We start from the raw sequence: 24,619 nt of genomic DNA on the forward strand, positions 1-24,619 counted from the left end.
TCGCCGCGCGGGAGCTTGCTCCCGCGTTGGCGTGTCTGGGGTATGCGAATTTTTACAGCATGCGACAAGGCTCGGATGCTGGCGGTGTGATCGGGAATGCTCCTGCTTTCCGGCGACAGTCACCGCGTTTTTGGCCGGGTCCCTGGCTGAAAGCTGTTATGACCAGGATCGTTGAATTGACGTGAGTTGGGTCCGGGCCTGTATTGGGGCTCAACGAGTTCGGCAAGGCTCAGGAGGGTCTGGCTGAACGTCCTTAAGAGTGCAAAGACTTATGGCAAAGCGTGACTATTACGAAGTATTGGGTGTGGAGCGCGGTTCCAGCGAGGCGGACCTGAAGAAGGCTTACCGTCGCCTGGCGATGAAGCACCACCCGGACCGTAATCCGGATAACAAAGAATCCGAAGAAATGTTCAAAGAGGCCAACGAGGCCTACGAATGCCTGTGTGATCCCAACAAGCGTGCGGCCTACGACCAGTACGGTCACGCCGGCGTCGACCCGAGCATGGGTGGCGGCGGTGCCGGCTTCGGCGGCCAGAACTTCTCCGATATTTTCGGCGATGTGTTCAGCGACTTCTTCGGCGGTGGCCGCGGTGGTCAGCGTGGCGGTGCCCAGCGCGGCAGCGACCTGCGCTACACCCTGGAGCTGAACCTGGAAGAAGCCGTGCGCGGCACCAGCGTCAATATCCGCGTGCCGACGCTGGTCAACTGCAAGCCGTGCGACGGTTCGGGGGCCAAGAAAGGCTCCTCGCCGATCACTTGCCCGACCTGCGGTGGTATCGGTCAGGTCCGCATGCAGCAGGGCTTCTTCTCGGTGCAGCAAACCTGCCCGCGGTGCCAAGGCCAAGGCAAGATCATTTCTGACCCGTGCGATTCCTGCCACGGTGAAGGGCGTGTCGAAGAGTACAAAACCCTGTCGGTCAAAGTGCCGGCGGGCGTGGATACCGGTGACCGCATTCGCCTGTCGGGCGAAGGCGAGGCGGGGACTCAGGGTGGCCCGACGGGTGACCTGTATGTGGTGATCAATGTGCGCGAGCACTCGATCTTCCAGCGCGACGGCAAGCACCTGTTCTGCGAAGTGCCGATCAGCTTCGTCGATGCGGCCCTGGGCGGCGAGCTGGAGATTCCGACTCTGGATGGTCGGGTCAAGCTCAAGATCCCTGAGGGGACGCAGACCGGCAAGCAGTTCCGTATCCGTGGCAAAGGCGTGGCGCCGGTGCGTGGTGGCGGTGCGGGCGACCTGATGTGCCGTGTCACGGTGGAAACGCCGGTCAACCTGGGCCGTCGCCAACGCGAGTTGCTCGAAGAGTTCCGCAGTTCGCTGGAAGGTGACGACTCCCACTCGCCGAAAACCACGGGCTTCTTCGATGGCGTGAAGCGCTTCTTCGGCGACTTGTAAGGAATTGAGTATGCGACGTATAGCCGTAATGGGCGCTGCCGGGCGCATGGGTAAAACCCTGATCGAAGCGGTACAGCAGCGCTCGCCGGCCTCCGGCCTGACCGCGGCGATCGTTCGCCCAGGCAGTACGCTGATCGGCGCCGATGCCGGTGAGCTGGCTTCGCTAGGGCGTATCGGCGTGTCGTTGTCCGGCAACCTGGAGCAGGTGGCGGACGAGTTCGACGTGCTGATCGACTTTACGCTGCCGGACGTGATGCTGAAAAACCTGGCGTTCTGCCGCAAGGCGGGCAAGGCCATGGTGATCGGCACCACCGGCTTGAGTGCTGAGCAGAAACAGTTGCTGGTCGAGGCGGGCAAGGATATTCCCATCGTGTTTGCCGCCAACTTCAGCGTGGGCGTGAACCTGTCGCTCAAGCTACTGGATCTGGCGGCGCGCGTGCTGGGCGATGAGGCGGATATCGAAATCATCGAGACCCATCATCGCCACAAGATCGATGCGCCGTCGGGAACCGCGTTGCGCATGGGTGAGGCTATCGCCGATGCCCTGGGTCGCGACTTGTCGAAGGTGGCGGTGTACGGGCGTGAAGGTCATACCGGCGCGCGTGCGCGTGACACCATTGGTTTTGCCACCGTTCGTGGTGGCGACGTCGTCGGTGATCACACCGTGCTGTTCGCCACTGAAGGCGAGCGCCTGGAAATCACGCACAAAGCCTCCAGCCGCATGACATTCGCCAAGGGTGCGGTGCGTGCCGCGCTGTGGCTGGATGGGTGTGCGCCGGGTCTGTATGACATGCGCGATGTGCTGGATCTGCACTAATCAGTAGCTAAAATGGGGCCTCGGGATTATCCTAAGGCCCCGTTTTTACCCGCTAAGCGACGTCCTGTCGCATTCTCCTGCCTTTAAGGCTCATTAGCGGTGGACCAAAACAGCCTTTTTCTGTAAGCTACAGCTTTAGTGTGTCCACTAAAAGCGCGCAGAATAATTCAGTGAAGAAGCGGGGTGACGTGTCCATACGTCACTCCGCTTTTTTACAACCTGCGATCGCCCTTTCAGGCTTTATTTACGGGAGGTCTTCTTGACTAAGCCAGCCATACTCGCCCTTGCTGATGGCAGCATTTTTCGCGGCGAAGCCATTGGAGCCGACGGTCAAACCGTTGGAGAGGTGGTGTTTAACACTGCCATGACCGGCTATCAGGAAATCCTTACCGATCCTTCCTACGCCCAACAGATCGTTACCCTGACTTATCCGCACATCGGCAACACCGGTACTACGCCGCAAGACGTCGAGTCCAATCGCGTCTGGTCCGCGGGCCTGGTGATTCGTGACCTGCCACTGGTTGCGAGCAACTGGCGTAGCACGATGTCGCTGTCCGATTACCTGAAAGCCAACAACGTTGTGGCGATCGCCGGTATCGATACGCGCCGCCTGACACGCATCCTGCGTGAAAAAGGCTCGCAGAACGGCTGCATCATGGTCGGTGAGAATATCTCCGAGGCTGCGGCAATTGCTGCGGCGCAAGGCTTCCCTGGCCTGAAGGGCATGGACCTGGCGAAAGTCGTCAGCACCCAGCAACAGTACGATTGGCGCTCCACTGTCTGGGACTTGAAGACCGACAGCCACGAGACCATCGACGCCGCTGATCTGCCCTACCACGTAGTGGCTTACGACTACGGCATCAAGTACAACATCCTGCGCATGCTGGTCGAGCGCGGTTGCCGCGTGACCGTGGTGCCGGCGCAAACCCCTGCCAGCGACGTCCTGGCGTTGCAGCCGGACGGCGTGTTCCTGTCCAACGGCCCGGGTGACCCTGAGCCATGTGACTACGCCATCAAGGCGATCAAGGACGTGCTGGAGACCGAGATCCCGGTGTTCGGTATCTGCCTGGGCCACCAGCTGCTCGCTCTGGCCTCCGGCGCCAAGACCCTGAAAATGGGGCACGGCCACCACGGCGCGAACCACCCTGTACAGGACCTGGACACCGGCGTAGTGATGATCACCAGCCAGAACCACGGTTTTGCGGTGGATGAAACGACCTTGCCGGCCAACGTCCGTGCGACCCACAAGTCGCTGTTCGACGGTTCCCTGCAAGGCATCGAGCGCACCGACAAGAGCGCGTTCAGCTTCCAGGGCCACCCTGAAGCCAGCCCGGGCCCGAACGACGTAGCGCCGCTGTTCGACCGTTTCATCAATGAGATGGCCAAGCGACGCTGACTGAGCGGCCTGCGGGCGGCCCCGACTGTCGGTGGCCCCCGCAGGCTCTTCAAAGATTGTTCAAGACGGCTTGCCGACTGACCTGCGGATTTGAGTGACAAACCCATGCCAAAACGTACAGACATAAAAAGCATCCTGATTCTCGGCGCTGGCCCGATCGTGATCGGCCAGGCCTGCGAATTCGACTACTCCGGCGCCCAGGCCTGTAAAGCCCTGCGCGAGGAGGGTTACCGCGTCATCCTGGTGAACTCCAACCCGGCCACCATCATGACCGACCCGGCCATGGCCGACGCCACCTACATCGAGCCGATCAAGTGGCAGACCGTTGCCAAGATCATCGAGAAAGAGCGTCCGGACGCACTGCTGCCGACCATGGGCGGCCAGACCGCCCTGAACTGCGCCCTCGACCTGGAGCGCGAAGGCATCCTGGAAAAATTCGGCGTTGAGATGATCGGTGCCAACGCTGACACCATCGACAAGGCCGAAGACCGTTCGCGCTTCGACAAGGCGATGAAGTCCATCGGCCTGGCGTGCCCGCGTTCCGGTATCGCCCACAGCATGGAAGAAGCCAATGCGGTCCTCGAGACCCTGGGCTTCCCGTGCATCATCCGTCCGTCCTTCACCATGGGCGGTACCGGTGGCGGTATTGCGTACAACCGTGAAGAGTTCGAAGAAATCTGCGCCCGCGGCCTGGACCTGTCGCCGACCAAAGAGCTGCTGATCGACGAATCCCTGATCGGCTGGAAAGAATATGAGATGGAGGTTGTCCGCGATAAGAAGGACAACTGCATCATCGTCTGCTCCATCGAGAACTTCGACCCGATGGGCGTGCACACCGGTGACTCGATCACCGTTGCTCCGGCACAGACCCTGACCGACAAGGAATACCAGATCCTGCGTGACGCCTCCCTGGCGGTACTGCGCGAGATCGGCGTGGAGACTGGCGGTTCCAACGTGCAGTTCGGTATCTGCCCGAACACCGGCCGCATGGTCGTGATCGAGATGAACCCGCGTGTGTCCCGTTCGTCGGCCCTGGCCTCGAAAGCCACCGGTTTCCCGATCGCCAAGGTCGCGGCCAAGCTGGCTGTGGGTTACACCCTGGACGAACTGTCGAACGACATCACCGGCGGCAAGACCCCGGCGTCCTTCGAGCCGTCCATCGACTACGTCGTGACCAAGCTGCCACGTTTCGCCTTCGAGAAGTTCCCCAAGGCTGACGCGCGCCTGACCACTCAGATGAAGTCGGTCGGCGAAGTCATGGCCATTGGCCGGACCTTCCAGGAATCCCTGCAGAAAGCCCTGCGCGGCCTCGAAGTCGGCGTTTGCGGCCTGGACGAGAAGCTCGACCTGAGCAATCCGGAAAGCATGAGCGTGCTCAAGCGCGAGCTGACCGTGCCGGGCGCCGAGCGTATCTGGTACGTTGCTGACGCGTTCCGCGCCGGCATGACCGTCGAAGACATCTTCGGCATGAACATGATCGATCCGTGGTTCCTGGTGCAGATCGAAGATCTGATCAAGGAAGAAGAGAAGGTCAAGACCCTGGGTCTGGCCAGCATCGACCGCGACACCATGTTCCGCCTCAAGCGCAAAGGTTTCTCCGACCAGCGCCTGGCCAAGTTGCTGGGTGTGACTGAGAAAAACCTGCGCACTCATCGCCACAAGTTGGACATCTTCCCGGTCTACAAGCGCGTTGACACCTGCGCCGCCGAGTTTTCCACCGACACCGCCTACCTGTACTCCACCTACGAGGAAGAGTGCGAAGCTGCGCCGTCGGGTCGCGACAAGATCATGATCCTGGGTGGCGGTCCGAACCGTATCGGCCAGGGCATCGAGTTCGACTACTGCTGCGTACACGCCGCCCTCGCCCTGCGCGAAGACGGGTACGAGACCATCATGGTCAACTGCAACCCGGAAACCGTTTCCACCGACTACGACACTTCCGACCGCCTGTACTTCGAACCGGTCACCCTGGAAGACGTGCTGGAAATCGTGCGCGTCGAGAAGCCTAAAGGCGTGATCGTCCAGTACGGCGGCCAAACCCCGCTGAAACTGGCCCGTGCCCTGGAAGCCGCTGGCGTGCCGATCATCGGCACCAGCCCAGACGCCATCGACCGTGCCGAAGACCGTGAGCGCTTCCAGCAAATGGTCGAGCGCCTGAACCTGCGTCAGCCGCCGAACGCTACCGTGCGCAGCGAAGACGAAGCCTTGCGTGCGGCCAGCAAGATCGGCTACCCGCTGGTGGTGCGTCCGTCCTACGTACTGGGCGGCCGGGCGATGGAAATCGTCTACGAAGAAGAAGAACTCAAGCGTTACCTGCGTGATGCGGTGAAAGTGTCCAACGACAGCCCGGTGCTGCTGGACCACTTCCTCAACTGCGCCATCGAGATGGACGTGGATGCGGTTTGCGACGGTACTGACGTGGTCATCGGCGCAATCATGCAGCACATCGAACAGGCGGGCGTTCACTCCGGTGACTCCGCGTGCTCGCTGCCGCCTTACTCGCTGCCGCTGCACATCCAGGACGAGATGCGCGAACAGGTCAAGAAAATGGCCCTGGAACTGGGTGTGGTCGGCCTGATGAACGTACAGTTGGCGCTGCAAGGCGAAGACATCTACGTCATCGAAGTCAACCCGCGCGCCTCGCGTACCGTGCCGTTCGTGTCCAAGTGCATCGGTGTGTCCCTGGCCATGATCGCTGCCCGCGTGATGGCCGGTAAGACCCTGAAGGAAATCGGCTTCACCAAGGAAATCATTCCGAACTTCTACAGTGTGAAAGAGGCGGTGTTCCCATTCGCCAAATTCCCTGGCGTGGACCCGATCCTGGGCCCAGAGATGAAGTCCACCGGTGAAGTGATGGGCGTGGGCGATACCTTCGGTGAAGCGTTCGCCAAGGCCCAGATGGGCGCCAGCGAAGTGCTGCCGACCGGCGGTACTGCTTTCATCAGCGTGCGCGACGATGACAAGCCACTGGTTGCAGGCGTGGCCCGTGATCTGATCAACTTGGGCTTCGAGATCGTGGCCACCGCCGGGACCGCCAGGCTGATTGAAGCGGCGGGTCTGAAAGTGCGTCGCGTGAACAAGGTGACGGAAGGCCGTCCGCATGTGGTCGATATGATCAAGAATGACGAAGTCACTCTGATCATCAACACCACTGAGGGTCGTCAGTCGATTGCGGATTCTTACTCCATTCGTCGTAATGCCTTGCAGCACAAGATCTACTGCACCACGACCATTGCTGCTGGCGAAGCTATCTGCGAAGCGCTCAAGTTCGGTCCGGAAAAGACCGTGCGTCGCTTGCAGGATCTACACGCAGGATTGAAGGCATGATCAAATACCCAATGACCGTTCGGGGCGCCAAGGCCCTGGAAGAGGAGCACGCCCATCTGACCAAGGTCGTACGTCCAAAGCTGAGCCAGGACATCGGTACGGCCCGCGAGCTGGGTGACTTGAAGGAAAACGCCGAATACCACGCTGCCCGCGAGCAGCAGGGTATGGTCGAGGCGCGGATCCGTGACATCGAAGGCCGTATGCAGAATGCGGTCATCATCGACGTCACGACCATCCCGCACACCGGCAAAGTGATTTTCGGCACCACGGTGGAAATCGCCAATGTCGAAACCGACGAAAGCGTGGTGTACCACATCGTCGGTGAAGACGAAGCTGACTTCAAACTCGGCAAGATCTCCGTCGGTTCGCCACTCGCCCGTGCCTTGATTGCCAAGGAAGAGGGTGATGTGGTGGTTGTGAAAACGCCCGGTGGCGTGATCGAGTACGAGATTGTTGAAGTTCGCCATGTCTGAAAGGCGGCGCCCGCTTCGTGCGGGCGCCATGCTTTGGCAGTTTGCCCAGATGCTGTGGGTGGGCGGCCTGTGGTTGTTGCATATTGGCGTGTTACCGGCGTTGGGCCTGATTGGCCTGGCGCCGTTGTTGATCGATGAGATCGATGGATTACTGAGTGCGCTGCTGGTGGGTTTTGCGGCGGCGTGCGTGACGCTTCAGGCGCTGGTGCTGATCAAGGCCGAAGGCTTGGGGAGTTTGTGGCGGGATATTCGCGGCCAACTGCTGTTGATGGCGCTGTATGCATGTGCAATGTATTGCATCGTGCATGTGTGGCTGCCGGAAGCGTTGCGCTGGCAGCTATTCAGCTATCTTGTGCTAGGGTTTTCCGGCCTGGTGCTGGTGATGCAACCGGCGCCTGGGTGGAGTGGCGGGGCGCGCGAAGCACGCCCGTGACCCTTGTTGTCATTTGAAGCGATGAACGTTCGACAGTTGCTTGTTGACGCTGAAGTTCTTGCGATACAGCAGTGCCATCTTGCCGATGACCTGAACCAGGTCTGCCTTGCCAACCTTGCACAGTTCTGCAATGGCGGCCAGGCGCGCTTCGCGGTCAAGGATGTTGACCTTGATCTTGATCAGTTCGTGATCGCCCAATGCGCGTTCAAGTTCGGCTAACACACCTTCAGTCAAACCGTTGTCGGCCACGATCAAAACTGGTTTCAGATGGTGGCCAATGGATTTGTACTGTTTCTTCTGCTCTTGAGTGAGCGGCATAATCTGACCCCTGCGTCTGATCTTGTAAAAAGCGGCGGCCAGTTTACCCGAGCGAGTCCGGGACCGCCCAGTTAATCACGACCCGTTTTATTTTCGAGGTGGCCCGTGGCCCGTTCCAAAACTAGCCTTAAGTGGCTGCAAGAGCATTTCAACGACCCTTACGTCAAAAAGGCGCAAAAGGACGGCTACCGTTCCCGGGCCAGCTACAAGCTGCTGGAGCTTCAGGACAAGGACAAACTGTTCCGTCCCGGCATGAGCGTGATCGACCTGGGCGCCGCCCCGGGTGGCTGGTCCCAGGTGGCCAGTCGTCTGATTGGCGGGCAAGGCCGGTTGATCGCTTCCGACATCCTGGAGATGGACAGCATCCCGGATGTGACCTTCGTCCATGGTGACTTTACCCAGGATGCGGTGTTAGCTGAGATCCTGCAGGCTGTGGGAAATTCGCAGGTGGACCTTGTGATTTCCGACATGGCCCCCAATATGAGTGGATTACCGGCTGTTGATATGCCGCGAGCCATGTTCCTGTGCGAGTTGGCGCTGGATCTGGCGGGGCGGGTATTGCGTCCGGGTGGTGATTTCCTGGTCAAGGTCTTCCAGGGCGAAGGTTTCGACGAGTACCACAAGAACATCCGCAAGCTGTTCGATAAGGTGCAGATGCGTAAACCGGACTCCTCACGGGACCGGTCTCGCGAGCAATATCTGCTGGCGCGGGGGTTCCGCGGTATCGAAGGTGCAGCGAGTGATGAGCGCCTTTGAAGGTTTGAGGGGAGTCGATAGGTTTTTTTATATCGCTTTCGTCACGAAGCTTTACGAATATTGTGTAGTCAAAGTTTCACAAAGGGTTACAGACGGCGCCTGCCAGAGTTGTAGGTAATGTAGTAAGTTAGGCCGGTGAATATCATGCGAAGCGCGCGCCAGTAGCGGAGCTTGCTTCAGAGGGTAGTTAATTGAACGATATGGCAAAGAATCTGATCCTGTGGTTGATCATCGCGGCTGTCCTGGTGACGGTGATGAACAACTTCTCCAGCCCTAACGAGCCGCAGACCCTCAACTATTCCGACTTCATCCAGCAAGTTAAGGATGGCAAGGTCGAGCGCGTAGCGGTTGATGGCTACGTGATTACCGGCAAGCGCAACGATGGCGACGGCTTCAAGACCATTCGTCCGGCAATCCAGGACAACGGTCTGATCGGCGACCTGGTGGATAACCACGTGATCGTCGAAGGCAAGCTGCCTGAGCAGCAGAGCATCTGGACTCAACTCCTGGTGGCGAGCTTCCCGATCCTGGTGATCATCGCCGTGTTCATGTTCTTCATGCGCCAGATGCAAGGCGGTGCAGGAGGCAAGGGCGGGCCGATGAGTTTCGGCAAGAGCAAGGCGCGCCTGCTCTCTGAAGACCAGGTGAAGACCACCCTGGCTGACGTCGCCGGTTGCGACGAAGCCAAGGAAGAAGTGGGTGAGCTGGTCGAGTTCCTGCGTGATCCGGGCAAGTTCCAGCGCCTGGGTGGCCGCATTCCACGCGGTGTGCTGATGGTCGGCCCGCCGGGTACCGGTAAAACCTTGCTGGCCAAGGCGATTGCCGGTGAAGCCAAGGTGCCGTTCTTCACCATTTCCGGTTCGGACTTCGTCGAAATGTTCGTCGGCGTCGGTGCCAGCCGTGTTCGCGACATGTTCGAGCAGGCCAAGAAACACGCGCCATGCATCATCTTCATCGATGAAATCGACGCCGTTGGTCGCCATCGTGGTGCTGGCATGGGCGGTGGTCACGATGAGCGTGAGCAGACCCTCAACCAGTTGCTGGTGGAGATGGACGGCTTTGAAATGAATGACGGCATCATCGTCATTGCCGCAACCAACCGTCCGGATGTGTTGGACCCTGCATTGCTGCGTCCAGGCCGTTTCGACCGTCAGGTTGTGGTGGGCTTGCCGGATATCCGTGGTCGTGAACAGATCCTGAAAGTCCACATGCGTAAAGTACCCATGGGCGACGACGTCGCTCCGGCCGTGATTGCCCGCGGTACGCCTGGCTTCTCCGGTGCCGACCTGGCCAACCTGGTGAACGAGGCTTCGCTGTTTGCGGCCCGCACCGGCAAGCGCATCGTGGAAATGAAAGAGTTCGAACTGGCCAAAGACAAGATCATGATGGGCGCCGAGCGCAAATCCATGGTCATGTCCGAGAAAGAGAAGCAGAACACCGCTTATCACGAAGCCGGTCACGCTATCGTAGGGCGCGTCGTGCCTGAGCATGACCCGGTCTACAAAGTGTCGATCATTCCTCGTGGTCGGGCGCTGGGTGTGACCATGTTCCTGCCGGAAGAGGATCGCTACAGCCTCTCCAAGCGTGCGTTGATCAGTCAGATCTGCTCGCTGTACGGCGGCCGGATTGCTGAAGAGATGACCCTGGGCTTCGACGGTGTCACCACCGGTGCTTCCAACGACATCATGCGTGCCAGCCAGATTGCGCGGAACATGGTGACCAAATGGGGTCTGTCGGAAAAACTCGGTCCTTTGATGTACGCTGAGGAAGAAGGTGAAGTGTTCCTGGGGCGTGGCGGTGGCGGTCAAAGTGCCAGCTTCTCAGGTGAGACAGCCAAGCTGATCGACTCCGAAGTGCGCAGCATCATTGACCAGTGCTACGGCACGGCCAAGCAGATCCTCACCGACAACCGCGACAAGCTGGATGCCATGGCGGATGCGCTGATGAAGTACGAAACCATTGATGCCGATCAGATCGACGACATCATGGCGGGCCGTACACCGCGTGAACCTCGCGATTGGGAAGGTGGTTCGGGCACCTCTGGCACGCCGCCAGTGGTTCAGAACGAACGCCCTGAAAACCCGATCGGCGGTCCTGCAGCTGACCACTAAGGTTTGAAATGACTTTTGCGTCGTCCTCCACCCGGTTGCCTTGCGGCAGCCGGGTTCTTGATTTGGCCCATACGCATGTCATGGGCATTCTTAATGTAACCCCCGATTCCTTTTCCGATGGTGGTCGCTTCAATCAGCTCGATGCTGCGTTGCGTCACGCCGAGGCGATGGTGGCGGCGGGTGCGACCTTGATCGATGTTGGCGGCGAGTCGACCCGGCCCGGTGCTCGCGTGGTTTCTCCCGTGGAGGAACTGGAGCGGGTGGCGCCGATCGTCGAGCGCATCGCTCGCGAGCTGGATGTGATCATTTCCGTGGATACATCGACCCCGGCGGTGATGCGCGAAACGGCGCGCCTGGGTGCGGGGCTGATCAACGATGTGCGTTCGTTGCAGCGTGATGGCGCGCTGGACGCCGCCGCGGCGACCGGCCTGCCGGTGTGCCTGATGCATATGCTGGGCGAGCCCGGCACCATGCAGGACAATCCGCACTACGATGATCTGGTTGGCGAAGTGAGCGGGTTCCTGGCTGATCGCATTGCTCAATGCGCCGCCGTAGGGATCGCTGCCGACAAGATCATCCTCGATCCGGGGTTTGGTTTCGCCAAGACCCTGCAGCACAATCTAAGTCTGTTCAAGCATATGGAAGCCTTGCATGCCCTGGGTCGACCTTTGTTGGTCGGCGTTTCGCGCAAGAGCATGATAGGTCTGGCGCTGAATCGCCCGGTGGGCGAGCGGCTTTATGGTGGGTTGGCGCTGGCGGCACTTGCTGTGACCAAGGGTGCGCGTATCTTGCGTGTGCATGATGTCGCTGAGACCGTGGATGTTGTCCGCATGATTGCCGCAGTAGAATCGGCCGAATAAGAATGATGGAGCACTTATGACAAAGAAATACTTTGGCACCGACGGTATCCGTGGTCGGGTCGGCGAGTTTCCGATTACCCCCGATTTCATGCTCAAGCTGGGTTGGGCGGCAGGCATGGCGTTCCGCAGCATGGGCGCGTGCCGCATCCTGGTGGGCAAGGACACGCGTATCTCAGGCTATATGTTTGAGTCTGCGCTGGAGGCCGGTTTGTCCGCCGCCGGTGCCGATGTAATGCTGCTGGGCCCGATGCCGACCCCGGCGATCGCTTACCTGACGCGTACCTTCCATGCCGAAGCCGGCATTGTGATCAGTGCTTCGCACAATCCTCATGATGACAACGGCATCAAGTTCTTCTCGGGGCAGGGCACCAAGCTGCCGGATGAGATCGAGCTGATGATCGAAGAGCTGCTGGATGCGCCGATGACGGTGGTCGAGTCCAGCAAGCTGGGCAAGGTGTCGCGGATCAACGACGCCTCTGGCCGTTATATCGAATTCTGTAAGAGCAGTGTGCCAAGCAGCACCAATTTCGCCGGGCTGAAGATCGTCGTCGACTGTGCCCATGGTGCGACCTATAAAGTGGCGCCGAGCGTGTTCAAGGAGCTGGGTGCGGAAGTGACGGTGCTGTCGGCCCAGCCTAACGGGTTGAACATCAACGAAAACTGCGGCTCCACGCATATGGAGCAATTGCAGGCTGCCGTCCTAGCCGAGCATGCCGACCTGGGTATTGCCTTTGATGGCGACGGTGACCGCGTGCTGATGGTGGATCACACCGGCGCCGTGGTTGATGGCGATGACTTGATGTTCATCATTGCCCGCGACCTGCATGAGCGTAACCGCTTGCAGGGTGGTGTCGTCGGTACGCTGATGAGCAATCTCGGGCTGGAGTTGGCACTGGGCGAGCTGGGCATTCCTTTTGTGCGTGCCAATGTCGGGGATCGTTATGTGATTGCCGAACTGCTGGAGCGCAATTGGCAGATCGGTGGCGAGAACTCCGGGCATGTCGTGTGCTTCCAGCACACCACCACGGGCGACGCGATCATCGCCGCGCTGCAGGTGCTGTTGGCGTTGCGCCGTCGCCAGGAAAGCCTGGCCCAGGCGCGTCAAGCCCTGCGCAAGTGCCCGCAAGTGCTGCTCAATGTGCGCTTTGCCGGTGGCGACAACCCGATCGAACACCCGGCTGTCAAAGCGGCCTGCGAGCGCGTGACCCTGGCAATGGCGGGGCGTGGGCGCGTGTTGCTGCGCAAGTCCGGCACAGAGCCGCTGGTGCGCGTCATGGTCGAAGGTGAGGACGAAACCCTGGTTCGCGGGCATGCCGAAGACCTGGCAAAACTAGTAACTGAAGTTTGCTCCTGAATTCGGCTTGCCAGTGATGGTGTGGTTGGGTAACATCTGCGCCCACTTTGACCGACGAGGTACAGCATGCGTCGCACTATGGTAGCTGGTAACTGGAAGATGCACGGTACCCGCGCCAGTGTCGCTGAGCTGATCAATGGCCTTCGTCACTTGGCCTTGCCGAGCGGTGTTGATGTCGCGGTTTTTCCATCTTGCTTGCATATCAACCAAGTGGTTGATGGCTTGAAAGGTAAGTCGATTCAGGTCGGCGCGCAGAATTGCGCAATGGAACCCATGCAAGGTGCGCTGACAGGTGAGATTTCGCCAAGTCAGTTGGTTGATGCGGGTTGTTCCTACGTGCTTGTCGGGCACTCCGAGCGCCGTCAGTTGATGGGCGAACGGGATGGGACACTCAATCGCAAGTTCGCAGCGGCACAGGCTTGTGGCTTGATTCCGGTGTTGTGCATAGGGGAGACCCTTGAACAGCGCGAATCGGGCAAGACTCTTGAAGTTGTCTCGCGTCAGCTGGGCAGCATCATCGAGGAGCTGGGTGTTGGTGCGTTTGCGAAGGCAGTCATCGCTTACGAGCCGGTCTGGGCCATTGGCACCGGGCTGACTGCAACACCGCAACAGGCGCAGGATGTGCATGCAGCTATCCGCGCGCAGTTGGCGGCAGAGAATTCTGAGGTCGCACAAGGTGTGCGGCTTCTATACGGCGGCAGCGTGAAGGCGGCCAATGCGGTCGAACTGTTCGGCATGCCGGATATCGATGGGGGGCTCATTGGTGGAGCTTCCCTGAATGCAGATGAGTTCGGTGCGATTTGTCGCGCCGCGGGAAACTGAAAAAATGCTGGAAACAGTCGTAGTCGTTTTTCATCTGTTGGCTGCCCTGGGCGTAGTTGCCCTGGTTTTGTTGCAACAGGGTAAAGGTGCGGATGCTGGTGCGTCTTTCGGTGCAGGTGCTTCAAATACTGTGTTCGGAAGCCAAGGTTCCTCTACCTTTCTTAGTAAGTTTACTGCTATACTTGCCGCAGGTTTCTTCATAACCAGCTTAGGGTTAGGTTACTTTGCTAAAGAGAAAGCTCATGTGCTGACTCAAGTAGGTTTGCCAAACCCAGCAGTGTTGGAAGTACCAAAAGCAAAACCGGCTTCTGATGATGTCCCGGTGCTTCAAGAGCAAAAGTCGGCTACTCCAGCGACTGACGTGCCTCCAGCTCAAGAGCAGAAGTAAGAAGGGTTGTAAACGCTGTATTGCCGAGGTGGTGGAATTGGTAGACACGCAACCTTGAGGTGGTTGTGCCCATAGGGTGTAGGGGTTCGAGTCCCCTTCTCGGTACCAATTATCAGGAGAGCCCGCTGTTGCGGGCTTTCTTGTAGGTGGAAGGTTACATTGACCCTGTAAGGGATCGGTCGTATACTTCCGCCCCAGCTTTGTCGCGGGGTGGAGCAGTCTGGTAGCTCGTCGGGCTCATAACCCGAAGGTCGTCGGTTCAAATCCGGCCCCCGCAACCAGTTTTAGCGGAGCCCCTTATTAAGGGGCTTTTTGTTAGCTGGACACTTTCAACGCCGCTATTCGACGGCGTTTCAAGGATGGGCGTTTCGCCCATTTTTTTATTTTGCACAGCATGCACATACATGCACGAGGGGGTTCAGGTGTCGAGCAAGCTAGAAGAGTTGCAGGCCTTGCTGGCCCCGGTGGTCGTGGCCCTGGGCTATGAATGCTGGGGTATTGAGTTTTCGGCTCAAGGTCGCCACTCAATGTTGCGCGTTTATATTGATAAAGAGGGCGGCGTGCTGGTGGACGATTGTGCCATTGTCAGCCGTCAGATCAGTGGCGTCCTGGATGTTGAAGATCCAATCGCCGTTGAGTACACCCTCGAAGTTTCCTCGCCTGGCATGGAACGCCCACTGTTCACTCTCGAGCAGTTTGCAAAATTTGCCGGTGGACAAGTGAAAATCAAGCTGCGATCTCCCTTTGAAGGGCGACGCAATTTTCAGGGCCTTCTGCGCGGTGTAGAAGAGCAGGATGTCGTGGTGCAAGTAGAAGACCATGAGTTCCTGTTGCCGATCGATATGATCGACAAGGCCAACATTATTCCCAGTTTTGACTGAGACGCGGATCCCGCGGATCCAATGGCTTGCGAAAGGCGAGGCGTACGATGAGCAAAGAAGTACTGCTGGTTGTTGAGTCGGTATCCAATGAAAAGGGCGTACCGGCAAACGTGATTTTTGAAGCGCTGGAGCTGGCCCTGGCCACTGCGACCAAAAAGCGTTTTGAAGACGAAGTTGATCTGCGTGTGGAAATCAACCGCCACACCGGTGCCTATGAAACTTTCCGTCGCTGGACGGTCGTTGAAGAAGCCGATCTTGATGATCCGGCCATCGAAACCTGGCCGAGCAAGGTCGCTGAAACGCACCCTGGCGCCAAGGTCGGTGATGTTGTCGAAGAAAAGATCGAATCGATCGAGTTCGGCCGTATTGCTGCACAAACTGCCAAGCAGGTCATTGTGCAGAAGGTTCGCGAGGCCGAGCGCGCTCAAGTCGTTGACGCCTATCGCGAGCGCCTGGGTGAAATCATCTCCGGCACCGTGAAAAAAGTTACCCGCGACAACGTGATCGTCGACCTGGGCAACAACGCCGAAGCGTTGCTGGCCCGCGAAGACATCATTTCTCGCGAAACCTTCCGTGTCGGCGTGCGTCTGCGTGCGCTGCTCAAGGAAATCCGCACCGAGAACCGCGGTCCTCAGCTGATCCTGTCGCGTACCGCGCCGGAAATGCTGATTGAACTGTTCCGCATCGAAGTGCCGGAAATCGCCGAAGGCCTGATCGAAGTCATGGCTGCGTCCCGCGACCCGGGTTCGCGCGCCAAGATCGCGGTCCGTTCCAAGGACAAACGCATCGACCCGCAGGGCGCTTGCATTGGTATGCGCGGTTCGCGCGTCCAGGCAGTGTCGGGCGAGTTGGGCGGTGAGCGTGTGGATATCGTCCTGTGGGACGATAACCCGGCGCAGTTCGTGATCAACGCCATGTCGCCGGCTGAAGTGGCGGCAATTATCGTTGACGAAGATGCCCATGCCATGGACATCGCCGTTGGCGCAGACAATCTGGCTCAGGCCATTGGTCGTGGTGGTCAGAACGTGCGTCTGGCCAGCCAACTGACCGGCTGGACCCTGAACGTGATGACCGAATCGGACATCCAGGCTAAGCAGCAAGCTGAAACCGGTGACATCCTGCGCAACTTCATCGACGAGCTGGAAGTCGACGAAGACCTGGCGCAGGTGCTGGTAGATGAAGGCTTCACCAGCCTGGAAGAGATTGCCTACGTACCGTTGGAAGAAATGCTCAACATCGATGGCTTTGACGAAGACACCGTCAACGAGCTTCGCGCTCGGGCCAAGGATCGTTTGTTGACTAAAGCCATCGCTACTGAGGAAAAGCTGGCAGACGCCCATCCGGCCGAAGACCTGCTCTCGCTTGAGGGTATGGACAAGGATTTGGCGATGGAACTGGCGGTGCGCGGCGTAATTACCCGCGAAGACCTGGCCGAGCAGTCTATTGACGATCTGCTCGACATCGACGGCATTGACGATGATCGTGCCGGCAAGTTGATCATGGCCGCCCGAGCCCATTGGTTCGAGTAATTAGGCGCGGCCTGAGGAGAGAAGTGCATGACGCAAGTCACGGTGAAACAACTGGCCGATGAGGTCAAAACACCGGTAGAGCGCCTGTTGCAGCAGATGCGTGAGGCAGGTCTGCCGCACACCGCCGCCGATGAAGGTGTGAGCGATAGTGAGAAGCAGTCTTTGCTGACTCACTTGAAGAGCAGCCACAAGGCGAAAGTGGAAGAACCGCGCAAGATTACATTGCAGCGCAAAACCACCAGCACCCTGCGTGTTGCTGGTAGCAAGAGCATCAGCGTTGAAGTACGCAAGAAGAAAGTCTTCGTACAGCGCAGCCCGGAAGAAATCGAAGCCGAGCGCAAACGCGAACTGGAAGAACGTCGCGCAGTAGAAAATGCTGCTCGTCAGAAGGCTGAAGAAGAAGCCAAGCGTCGCGCCGAAGAAGAAGCGCGTCGCCAGCCTGCTGCTGCGCAACCTGCTGCCACTGATGCGGTCGCTGCTCCTGCTGCCGCGCCTGTAGAAGCTGTGCGTGAGGCCGCTCCGGTGGCCGCCGCACCAGCACCTGCTGCTGATGCGCGTAAACGCGACGAACCTCGTCGTCCGGACAAACCACGTGCCGACGATAACAGTCGTCGCGGTGGCGGCGGTGATGGTGAGCGCAAAAACGCTCCGCATCGTGCTTCGGTCAAAGAGAAAGCGCCTGCGCCACGCGTTGCCCCACGTACCACCGACGAAGAAAGCGACAGCTTCCGTCGTGGTGGTCGCGGCAAGGCCAAGCTGAAAAAACGCAACGCCCACGGTTTCCAGAGCCCAACCGGCCCTGTCGTGCGTGAAGTGAAGATCGGCGAGACCATCACTGTGGGCGATCTCGCCCAGCAGATGTCGGTCAAGGCAGCTGAAATCATCAAGTTCATGTTCAAGCTGGGCACTCCGGCCACCATCAACCAGGTACTGGATCAGGAAACTGCCCAACTGGTTGCCGAAGAGCTGGGCCACAAAGTGACCCTGGTCAGCGACACCGCCCTGGAAGATTCCCTGGCCGAGTCCCTGAAGTTCGAAGGTGAAGCCGTTTCCCGTGCGCCGGTCGTGACCGTAATGGGCCACGTTGACCACGGTAAGACTTCCCTGCTCGACTACATCCGTCGTGCCAAGGTTGCGGCAGGCGAGGCTGGCGGTATTACCCAGCACATCGGCGCCTACCACGTTGAAACCGATCGCGGCATGGTGACGTTCCTCGACACCCCTGGTCACGCGGCGTTTACCGCGATGCGTGCCCGTGGTGCCAAGGCGACCGACATCGTGATCCTGGTCGTTGCAGCAGACGACGGCGTGATGCCACAAACCATCGAAGCCGTTCAGCATGCCAAGGCAGCTGGCGTACCGTTGGTGGTTGCGGTGAACAAAATCGACAAGCCGGGCGCCGATCTCGATCGCATCCGTAGCGAACTGTCGGTTCACGGCGTGACTTCCGAAGAATGGGGTGGCGACACTCCATTCGTACCGGTCTCGGCGAAAGTCGGTACTGGCGTTGACGAACTGCTCGAAGCTGTTCTGTTGCAAGCCGAAGTCCTGGAACTGACCGCTACGCCATCGGCTCCTGGCCGTGGTGTTGTGGTTGAGTCCCGCCTCGACAAGGGCCGTGGCCCGGTGGCGACCGTTCTGGTTCAAGACGGTACCCTGCGCCAAGGCGACATGGTGCTGGTCGGTTCGAACTATGGCCGTGTACGTGCCATGCTCGACGAGAACGGCAAGTCCATCAAGGAAGCCGGTCCGTCCATCCCTGTCGAGATTCTCGGCCTGGACGGTACCCCGGACGCTGGCGACGAGATGAGCGTGGTTGCCGACGAGAAGAAAGCCCGTGAAGTGGCTCTGTTCCGTCAAGGCAAGTTCCGCGAAGTCAAGTTGGCCCGTGCTCACGCCGGCAAGCTGGAAAACATCTTCGAGAACATGGGCCAGGAAGAGAAGAAGACGCTTAACATCGTCCTCAAATCTGACGTCCGTGGTTCCCTCGAAGCGTTGAACGGCGCCTTGAACGGCCTGGGTAACGACGAAGTGCAAGTGCGTGTCGTCGGTGGCGGTGTCGGTGGTATCACCGAGTCCGACGCCAACCTGGCACTGGCTTCCAACGCTGTACTGTTCGGCTTCAACGTGCGTGCCGATGCTGGCGCTCGCAAGATCGTCGAGCAGGAAGGCCTGGACATGCGTTACTACAACGTCATCTACGACATCATCGAAGACGTCAAGAAAGCCCTCACCGGCATGCTTGGCAGCGACGTCCGGGAGAACATCCTGGGTATCGCCGAGGTGCGTGACGTGTTCCGCTCGCCGAAATTCGGCGCGATCGCCGGCTGCATGGTTATCGAAGGCACCGTTCACCGTAACCGTCCGATCCGTGTACTGCGTGAAGACATCGTTATCTTCGAAGGCGAGCTGGAATCCCTGCGCCGCTTCAAGGATGACGCTTCCGAAGTACGTGCCGGCATGGAATGCGGTATCGGCGTCAAGAGCTACAACGACGTCAAGGTTGGCGACAAGATCGAAGTCTTCGAGAAGGTTCAGGTTGCTCGCAGCCTCTAACTCGCGCACTTCAGGAGCCACGCCGCGTGTGGGCATGCAAATGCCCCGCGCAACGTCCGGACTCTAAACGCAACGCCCGGTCTGGCTTTTGTCAGGCCGGGCGTTTGCCGCTTTCAGACCCCACGGGTTTCACCGTGTGGCAGTAACAGGTAACAAGACATGGCAAAAGAATACAGCCGTACCCAACGTATCGGCGATCAGATGCAGCGCGAGCTGGCCCAACTGATCCGTCGCGAAGTCAAAGATCCTCGTGTTGGCCTGGTCACCATCACCGCCGTTGAAGTGAGCCGTGACGTAGGTCACGCAAAAATCTTCATCACCGTGATGGGTGAGGACAGCAGCGAAGAAATCGCGCAAAGCATCAAGGTGCTCAACTCGGCCGCAGGTTTCCTGCGCATGCAGTTGGCCCGCGAAATGAAGCTGCGCAGCGTGCCTCAGTTGCACTTCCACTACGACGAAAGCGTCGTGCGTGGCGCGCACCTGTCGGCATTGATCGAACGCGCCGTGGCTGAGGATAATCAGCATCCGTCCACACCTGAAGACGCCAAGGAGTAAGCGGTGGCTCAGGTCAAACGTATCCGTCGCAACGTCAGCGGCATCATTCTGCTCGACAAGCCCATTGGCTTTACCTCCAATGCCGCCTTGCAGAAGGTCCGCTGGCTGCTCAATGCCGAGAAAGCCGGGCACACCGGCAGCCTCGACCCCCTGGCCACCGGCGTGTTGCCGTTGTGCTTTGGCGAGGCCACCAAGTTCTCGCAATACCTGCTCGATTCCGACAAGGGTTACGAAACCCTGATGCAACTGGGCAAGACCACCACCACGGCCGATGCCGAGGGTGATGTTTTGCAGGTTCGCGACGTGACCGTTGGTCGTGCTGATATCGAGGCTGCTTTACCCGCTTTTCGTGGGCAAATCAGTCAGATACCGCCGATGTACTCGGCGCTCAAGCGCGATGGGCAACCACTTTACAAGCTGGCTCGTGCGGGTGAAGTAGTGGAGCGCGAACCGCGTTCTGTTACTATTGCGCGCTTGGAATTGCTCGCCTGTGAAGGCGACACCGCACGCCTGGCCGTGGACTGCAGCAAAGGCACCTATATCCGTACCCTGGTGGAAGATATCGGTGAAAAGCTCGGTTGCGGCGCGTATGTCGCAGAACTGCGACGGACCCAGGCCGGCCCTTTCAGCCTGGCCCAGACGGTGACGCTGGAAGAGTTGGAAGCGGTACACGCCGAAGGCGGCAATGAAGCGGTCGATCGCTTCTTGATGCCATCGGACAGCGGTTTGCTCGATTGGCCATTGCTGCACTTCTCGGAGCACAGCGCGTTCTACTGGCTCAACGGCCAGCCGGTACGTGCCCCGGACGCGCCGAAATTCGGCATGGTGCGGGTACAGGATCATAACGGTCGCTTTATCGGTATCGGTGAAGTGAGCGAAGACGGGCGCATCGCGCCGCGTCGACTGATTCGGTCAGAATGACCGAAACCAGTTTGTGGTAAAAGCGTATCAGCCTTTACGCAAGCTGGAACGAGGGTGGCTGTTAACAGGCACGGTCACTACTCATTTTTAGATACAGGGATTTGTCCCTGGCCTGTTGAAACTGCCCTTTGGGTGGTTTCCTGAAAAAAGGATTGCCTCATGGCTCTCGACGTTCAAGAAAAAGCACAAATCGTAGCTGACTATCAGCAAGCTGTTGGTGACACTGGTTCGCCAGAAGTGCAAGTTGCACTGCTGACCCACAACATCAACAAACTGCAAGGTCACTTCAAGGCCAACGGTAAAGATCACCACTCCCGTCGTGGTCTGATCCGCATGGTAAACCAGCGCCGTAAGCTGCTGGACTACCTGAAAGGCAAGGATCTGGGTCGTTATCAGGCTCTGATCGGTCGCCTGGGTCTGCGTCGCTAATAAGCGATTGCGCTAGAGGTTGGTTGTTTGCCGTGTGTCAGTGGGATTCCCGCTGGCCCATGGCAGGCTTCCAGCCTCAAGTTTTATCTGGATACACGTTTTACCCCTGGACAAGGGTTGGGCCGATTCCCGACATTGCCCAAGAATTTCGCAAGAAGACAAGTTCCCCAAGAGCCACAAAGAAGGTAGGACACCGTGAACCCGGTTATCAAAAAATTTCAGTTCGGTCAGTCGACCGTTACCCTCGAGACAGGCCGTATCGCCCGTCAAGCCTCCGGCGCAGTGCTGGTTACCGTTGACGACGACGTTACCGTACTGGTGACCGTTGTAGGCGCCAAGACCGCAGACCCGAGCAAAGGCTTCTTCCCTCTGTCTGTTCACTACCAGGAAAAGACTTACGCTGCCGGTAAGATCCCTGGCGGTTTCTTCAAGCGCGAAGGCCGTCCTTCCGAGAAAGAAACCCTGACTTCCCGACTGATCGACCGTCCGATCCGTCCGCTGTTCCCAGAAGGCTTCATGAACGAAGTGCAGGTTGTCTGCACCGTCGTCTCCACCAGCAAAAAGACCGATCCGGACATCGCTGCGATGATCGGTACCTCGGCTGCCCTGGCTATCTCCGGCATTCCTTTCGATGGCCCGATCGGCGCTGCGCGCGTGGCTTTCCACGAAAGCACCGGCTACCTGCTGAACCCGACTTACGAGCAACTGAAAGCCTCGAGCCTGGACATGGTCGTTGCCGGTACCTCGGAAGCCGTTCTGATGGTTGAATCGGAAGCCAAAGAGCTGACCGAAGACCAGATGCTGGGCGCGGTACTGTTCGCTCACGACGAGTTCCAGGTTGTGATCAACGCCGTCAAAGAACTCGCTGCCGAAGCCGCCAAGCCAACCTGGGCCTGGGCTCCGCAAGCCGAAGCCACCGAACTGCTGGGCGCGATCCGTGCCGAGTTCGGCGAAGCGATCTCCCAGGCCTACACCATCACCGTCAAGGCCGACCGTTACGCTCGCCTGGGCGAGCTGAAGGATCAGGTCGTTGCCAAGCTGTCCGGTGAAGAAGGCCAGCCTTCTGCCAGCGACGTCAAAGCAGCATTCGGCGAAATCGAATACCGCACCGTTCGCGAAAACATCGTTAACGGCAAGCCACGTATCGACGGTCGCGACACCCGCACCGTGCGTCCGCTGAACATCGAAGTCGGCGTTCTGCCGAAGACTCACGGTTCCGCGCTGTTCACCCGTGGCGAAACCCAGGCCCTGGTCGTTGCGACCCTGGGTACTGCCCGCGACGCACAGCTGCTGGACACCCTGGAAGGCGAGAAAAAAGACCCGTTCATGCTGCACTACAACTTCCCGCCGTTCTCGGTGGGCGAATGTGGTCGCATGGGTGGCGCCGGTCGTCGCGAAATCGGTCACGGCCGTCTGGCCCGTCGTTCGGTTCAGGCCATGCTGCCAGCCGCCGACGTGTTCCCGTACACCATCCGTGTAGTGTCGGAAATCACCGAGTCCAACGGTTCCAGCTCCATGGCTTCGGTCTGCGGTGCTTCCCTGGCACTGATGGACGCTGGTGTGCCGATGAAGGCGCCGGTTGCCGGTATCGCCATGGGCCTGGTCAAAGAAGGCGAGAAGTTCGCCGTCCTGACCGACATCCTGGGTGACGAAGACCACCTGGGCGACATGGACTTCAAAGTAGCCGGTACCGCTAAAGGTGTTACCGCGCTGCAGATGGACATCAAGATCAAAGGCATCACCGAAGAGATCATGGAAATCGCTCTGGGCCAAGCCCTGGAAGCGCGCCTGAACATCCTCGGTCAGATGAACCAGATCATTGGTCAGTCCCGCACCGAACTGTCGGAAAATGCTCCGACCATGATCGCGATGAAAATCGACACCGACAAAATCCGTGATGTCATCGGTAAAGGCGGCGCGACCATTCGTGCGATCTGTGAAGAGACCAAGGCTTCGATCGATATCGAAGACGACGGCTCGATCAAGATCTTCGGCGAAACCAAGGAAGCTGCAGAAGCGGCGCGTCAGCGCGTTCTGGGCATCACTGCCGAAGCCGAGATCGGCAAGATCTACGTCGGTAAAGTTGAGCGCATCGTCGACTTCGGCGCATTCGTCAACATCCTGCCGGGCAAAGACGGTCTGGTTCACATCTCCATGCTGAGCGACGCTCGTGTTGAGAAAGTGACCGACATTCTGAAAGAAGGCCAGGAAGTGGAAGTGCTGGTACTGGACGTGGACAACCGCGGCCGTATCAAGCTGTCCATCAAAGACGTGGCAGCAGCCAAGGCTTCGGGCGCTTAAATACCCGCAGGCTTCACGCTGAAAAAAGGACTCTTCGGAGTCCTTTTTTTATGCGCGCAGGAAAATGCCGAAAAATCAGACGCTTAATCACAGCCAAAAGCCGCAACTTGCATGCAGGCACGCTCTGCTTCATGCAAATTGCACGAATCCGAAAATTCGCTCAATCTATAACTAATTGTTTTTAAAGGGTTTATTTGAAGAGTTCGACTTGGCACAGTGCCTGCAATAGTCCTGTTAATGCTGCAGCATCAAGGTTCACACACTGCAGACTTTTAATAAAACAGGAGTTACTCGTATGAAGAAGTTCGCTCTCGCTACCGCAACTGCTACCGCCCTGACCCTGGCCATGGCCATGGCCAACGTTGCCTTCGCTCAAACCGCGCAGGCGCCGATGACGCTGGCAGCTGGCGAAATGACCAAAGCCAAAGAGTCCACCTCGGACACTTGGATCACCACCAAAGTCAAAGCTGACCTGCTGACCGAAAAGGGCATTCCAGGTTCGGACATCAAGGTTGAGACCAACAAAGGTGTGGTTTCCCTGTCTTCGACCGTTGCCATCTCTGACTCGCAGAAAGCTACCGCTGTCGCCATCACCAAGCGTATCAAAGGTGTGACCGCTGTATCCGCTGACGGCCTGCTGGCTGGCGGTGCGGTAAAAGCCGACAACATCGACAAATCCAAAGAGGCCACTTCGGACACTTGGATCACTACCAAGGTGAAGGCTGACCTGGTTACCGAGAAAGGCATTCCGGGTACCGACATCAAAGTCGAAACCAACAAGGGTGTAGTTTCCCTGTCTTCTTCCGTCGCAGTGACCGAAGCGCAGAAAACTACCGCGGTGAACATCACCAAGAAAATCAAAGGCGTGAAAGCTGTATCGGCCGATGGCCTGAAAGCAGAATAACGCTCAACCAATCGCTGAACTAGGCGGCGGCGGCAACGAGTGAGTTAGATATCCACTCAATGCACCTCACGGGTTCATGCGACCGACCATAG

Annotated in this window: 21 protein-coding genes and 2 tRNA genes; 22 read left to right on the top strand and 1 reads right to left on the bottom strand. The window is 58.7% G+C overall.

What is annotated here, in order from left to right; genetic code table 11:
- Window positions 1–271 precede the first annotated feature (271 nt).
- The 6 genes from dnaJ to ACVWZP_RS25230 all read left to right on the top strand — a co-directional run bounded on the left by dnaJ (window position 272) and on the right by ACVWZP_RS25230 (window position 7,842).
- Window positions 272–1,396: a molecular chaperone DnaJ gene (dnaJ, locus tag ACVWZP_RS25205; protein ID WP_057005459.1), complete on the top strand. Its 1,125-nt coding sequence runs from the start codon at window positions 272–274 to the stop codon at window positions 1,394–1,396.
- A gap of 10 nt (window positions 1,397–1,406) precedes the next feature.
- Window positions 1,407–2,213, top strand: coding sequence for a 4-hydroxy-tetrahydrodipicolinate reductase (gene dapB / locus ACVWZP_RS25210; protein ID WP_457370232.1), 807 nt, complete (start codon window positions 1,407–1,409; stop codon window positions 2,211–2,213).
- 259 nt (window positions 2,214–2,472) lie between these two features.
- Window positions 2,473–3,609, top strand: a complete 1,137-nt coding sequence (gene carA / locus ACVWZP_RS25215) for a glutamine-hydrolyzing carbamoyl-phosphate synthase small subunit (protein WP_108525435.1) — start codon at window positions 2,473–2,475, stop codon at window positions 3,607–3,609.
- A 105-nt stretch (window positions 3,610–3,714) separates the two neighbouring features.
- Window positions 3,715–6,936 carry a carbamoyl-phosphate synthase large subunit gene (gene carB / locus ACVWZP_RS25220; RefSeq protein ID WP_017847414.1) on the top strand — a complete coding sequence of 1,074 codons (3,222 nt, stop codon included), beginning with the start codon at window positions 3,715–3,717 and terminating at the stop codon, window positions 6,934–6,936.
- On the top strand, window positions 6,933–7,409 hold the full coding sequence (gene greA, locus ACVWZP_RS25225; protein ID WP_017847415.1) for a transcription elongation factor GreA: 477 nt from the start codon (window positions 6,933–6,935) through the stop codon (window positions 7,407–7,409). The genes carB and greA overlap by 4 nt, the downstream gene beginning before the upstream one ends.
- Before the next feature lie 28 nt (window positions 7,410–7,437).
- Window positions 7,438–7,842, top strand: a complete 405-nt coding sequence (locus tag ACVWZP_RS25230; protein WP_017847416.1) for a hypothetical protein — start codon at window positions 7,438–7,440, stop codon at window positions 7,840–7,842.
- A gap of 9 nt (window positions 7,843–7,851) precedes the next feature.
- Here the strand turns inward: ACVWZP_RS25230 and ACVWZP_RS25235 are convergent, their stop codons facing one another.
- Window positions 7,852–8,160: a YhbY family RNA-binding protein gene (locus ACVWZP_RS25235; RefSeq protein ID WP_017139256.1), complete on the bottom strand. Its 309-nt coding sequence runs from the start codon at window positions 8,158–8,160 to the stop codon at window positions 7,852–7,854.
- Between the two features lie 105 nt (window positions 8,161–8,265).
- Here ACVWZP_RS25235 and rlmE point away from each other — a divergent pair, with 105 nt between their 5' ends.
- The 16 genes from rlmE to ACVWZP_RS25315 all read left to right on the top strand — a co-directional run bounded on the left by rlmE (window position 8,266) and on the right by ACVWZP_RS25315 (window position 24,527).
- On the top strand, window positions 8,266–8,916 hold the full coding sequence (gene rlmE / locus ACVWZP_RS25240) for a 23S rRNA (uridine(2552)-2'-O)-methyltransferase RlmE (protein ID WP_017847417.1): 651 nt from the start codon (window positions 8,266–8,268) through the stop codon (window positions 8,914–8,916).
- A gap of 200 nt (window positions 8,917–9,116) precedes the next feature.
- Window positions 9,117–11,027 carry an ATP-dependent zinc metalloprotease FtsH gene (ftsH, locus tag ACVWZP_RS25245; RefSeq protein WP_017847418.1) on the top strand — a complete coding sequence of 637 codons (1,911 nt, stop codon included), beginning with the start codon at window positions 9,117–9,119 and terminating at the stop codon, window positions 11,025–11,027.
- A gap of 8 nt (window positions 11,028–11,035) precedes the next feature.
- On the top strand, window positions 11,036–11,887 hold the full coding sequence (gene folP, locus ACVWZP_RS25250; RefSeq protein WP_026140085.1) for a dihydropteroate synthase: 852 nt from the start codon (window positions 11,036–11,038) through the stop codon (window positions 11,885–11,887).
- Between the two features lie 16 nt (window positions 11,888–11,903).
- Window positions 11,904–13,241 carry a phosphoglucosamine mutase gene (gene glmM / locus ACVWZP_RS25255; RefSeq protein WP_017847420.1) on the top strand — a complete coding sequence of 446 codons (1,338 nt, stop codon included), beginning with the start codon at window positions 11,904–11,906 and terminating at the stop codon, window positions 13,239–13,241.
- A 66-nt stretch (window positions 13,242–13,307) separates the two neighbouring features.
- Complete coding sequence (gene tpiA / locus ACVWZP_RS25260) at window positions 13,308–14,063, top strand: triose-phosphate isomerase (protein ID WP_046382042.1); 756 nt, start codon at window positions 13,308–13,310, stop codon at window positions 14,061–14,063.
- 4 nt (window positions 14,064–14,067) lie between these two features.
- The gene (secG, locus tag ACVWZP_RS25265) at window positions 14,068–14,451 is read left to right on the top strand and encodes a preprotein translocase subunit SecG (RefSeq protein WP_010206600.1); all 384 of its coding nucleotides are present in this window, start codon (window positions 14,068–14,070) and stop codon (window positions 14,449–14,451) included.
- 22 nt (window positions 14,452–14,473) lie between these two features.
- A tRNA-Leu gene (locus ACVWZP_RS25270) sits at window positions 14,474–14,559 on the top strand.
- A 96-nt stretch (window positions 14,560–14,655) separates the two neighbouring features.
- Window positions 14,656–14,732 (top strand) — tRNA-Met (locus ACVWZP_RS25275).
- A 141-nt stretch (window positions 14,733–14,873) separates the two neighbouring features.
- Window positions 14,874–15,332 (top strand): ribosome maturation factor RimP, encoded by a 459-nt coding sequence (gene rimP, locus ACVWZP_RS25280; protein ID WP_026140087.1) that lies wholly within the window; start codon window positions 14,874–14,876, stop codon window positions 15,330–15,332.
- A gap of 47 nt (window positions 15,333–15,379) precedes the next feature.
- The gene (gene nusA / locus ACVWZP_RS25285) at window positions 15,380–16,861 is read left to right on the top strand and encodes a transcription termination factor NusA (protein ID WP_008057419.1); all 1,482 of its coding nucleotides are present in this window, start codon (window positions 15,380–15,382) and stop codon (window positions 16,859–16,861) included.
- A gap of 27 nt (window positions 16,862–16,888) precedes the next feature.
- A complete protein-coding gene (infB, locus tag ACVWZP_RS25290) occupies window positions 16,889–19,417 on the top strand; it encodes a translation initiation factor IF-2 (protein WP_046382043.1) in 2,529 nt (842 codons plus the stop codon).
- 159 nt (window positions 19,418–19,576) lie between these two features.
- On the top strand, window positions 19,577–19,972 hold the full coding sequence (gene rbfA / locus ACVWZP_RS25295) for a 30S ribosome-binding factor RbfA (protein ID WP_017847424.1): 396 nt from the start codon (window positions 19,577–19,579) through the stop codon (window positions 19,970–19,972).
- Between the two features lie 3 nt (window positions 19,973–19,975).
- Entirely contained in the window at window positions 19,976–20,893 is a 918-nt protein-coding gene (truB, locus tag ACVWZP_RS25300; protein ID WP_014719950.1) for a tRNA pseudouridine(55) synthase TruB, read from the top strand.
- Between the two features lie 159 nt (window positions 20,894–21,052).
- Entirely contained in the window at window positions 21,053–21,322 is a 270-nt protein-coding gene (gene rpsO / locus ACVWZP_RS25305; protein WP_003176135.1) for a 30S ribosomal protein S15, read from the top strand.
- Window positions 21,323–21,517: 195 nt separating this feature from the next.
- On the top strand, window positions 21,518–23,623 hold the full coding sequence (pnp, locus tag ACVWZP_RS25310) for a polyribonucleotide nucleotidyltransferase (RefSeq protein WP_017847425.1): 2,106 nt from the start codon (window positions 21,518–21,520) through the stop codon (window positions 23,621–23,623).
- A 295-nt stretch (window positions 23,624–23,918) separates the two neighbouring features.
- Window positions 23,919–24,527 (top strand): BON domain-containing protein, encoded by a 609-nt coding sequence (locus tag ACVWZP_RS25315; protein WP_448126285.1) that lies wholly within the window; start codon window positions 23,919–23,921, stop codon window positions 24,525–24,527.
- The last annotated feature ends 92 nt before the right edge of the window (window positions 24,528–24,619 follow it).

Source organism: Pseudomonas sp. TE36184, from assembly GCF_054060055.1.

Bases quoted from the DNA above. Each gene is read 5' to 3' on its own strand.
- dapB (WP_457370232.1), top strand. From the start codon at position 1,407: ATGCGACGTATAGCCGTAATGGGCGCTGCCGGGCGCATGGGTAAAACC.
- tpiA (WP_046382042.1), top strand. From the start codon at position 13,308: ATGCGTCGCACTATGGTAGCTGGTAACTGGAAGATGCACGGTACCCGC.
- secG (WP_010206600.1), top strand. From the start codon at position 14,068: ATGCTGGAAACAGTCGTAGTCGTTTTTCATCTGTTGGCTGCCCTGGGC.
- greA (WP_017847415.1), top strand. From the start codon at position 6,933: ATGATCAAATACCCAATGACCGTTCGGGGCGCCAAGGCCCTGGAAGAG.
- dnaJ (WP_057005459.1), top strand. From the start codon at position 272: ATGGCAAAGCGTGACTATTACGAAGTATTGGGTGTGGAGCGCGGTTCC.
- carB (WP_017847414.1), top strand. From the start codon at position 3,715: ATGCCAAAACGTACAGACATAAAAAGCATCCTGATTCTCGGCGCTGGC.
- ACVWZP_RS25230 (WP_017847416.1), top strand. From the start codon at position 7,438: ATGCTTTGGCAGTTTGCCCAGATGCTGTGGGTGGGCGGCCTGTGGTTG.
- rbfA (WP_017847424.1), top strand. From the start codon at position 19,577: ATGGCAAAAGAATACAGCCGTACCCAACGTATCGGCGATCAGATGCAG.
- ACVWZP_RS25315 (WP_448126285.1), top strand. From the start codon at position 23,919: ATGAAGAAGTTCGCTCTCGCTACCGCAACTGCTACCGCCCTGACCCTG.
- folP (WP_026140085.1), top strand. From the start codon at position 11,036: ATGACTTTTGCGTCGTCCTCCACCCGGTTGCCTTGCGGCAGCCGGGTT.
- nusA (WP_008057419.1), top strand. From the start codon at position 15,380: ATGAGCAAAGAAGTACTGCTGGTTGTTGAGTCGGTATCCAATGAAAAG.
- infB (WP_046382043.1), top strand. From the start codon at position 16,889: ATGACGCAAGTCACGGTGAAACAACTGGCCGATGAGGTCAAAACACCG.
- rpsO (WP_003176135.1), top strand. From the start codon at position 21,053: ATGGCTCTCGACGTTCAAGAAAAAGCACAAATCGTAGCTGACTATCAG.
- glmM (WP_017847420.1), top strand. From the start codon at position 11,904: ATGACAAAGAAATACTTTGGCACCGACGGTATCCGTGGTCGGGTCGGC.
- ftsH (WP_017847418.1), top strand. From the start codon at position 9,117: ATGGCAAAGAATCTGATCCTGTGGTTGATCATCGCGGCTGTCCTGGTG.
- ACVWZP_RS25235 (WP_017139256.1), bottom strand. From the start codon at position 8,160: ATGCCGCTCACTCAAGAGCAGAAGAAACAGTACAAATCCATTGGCCAC.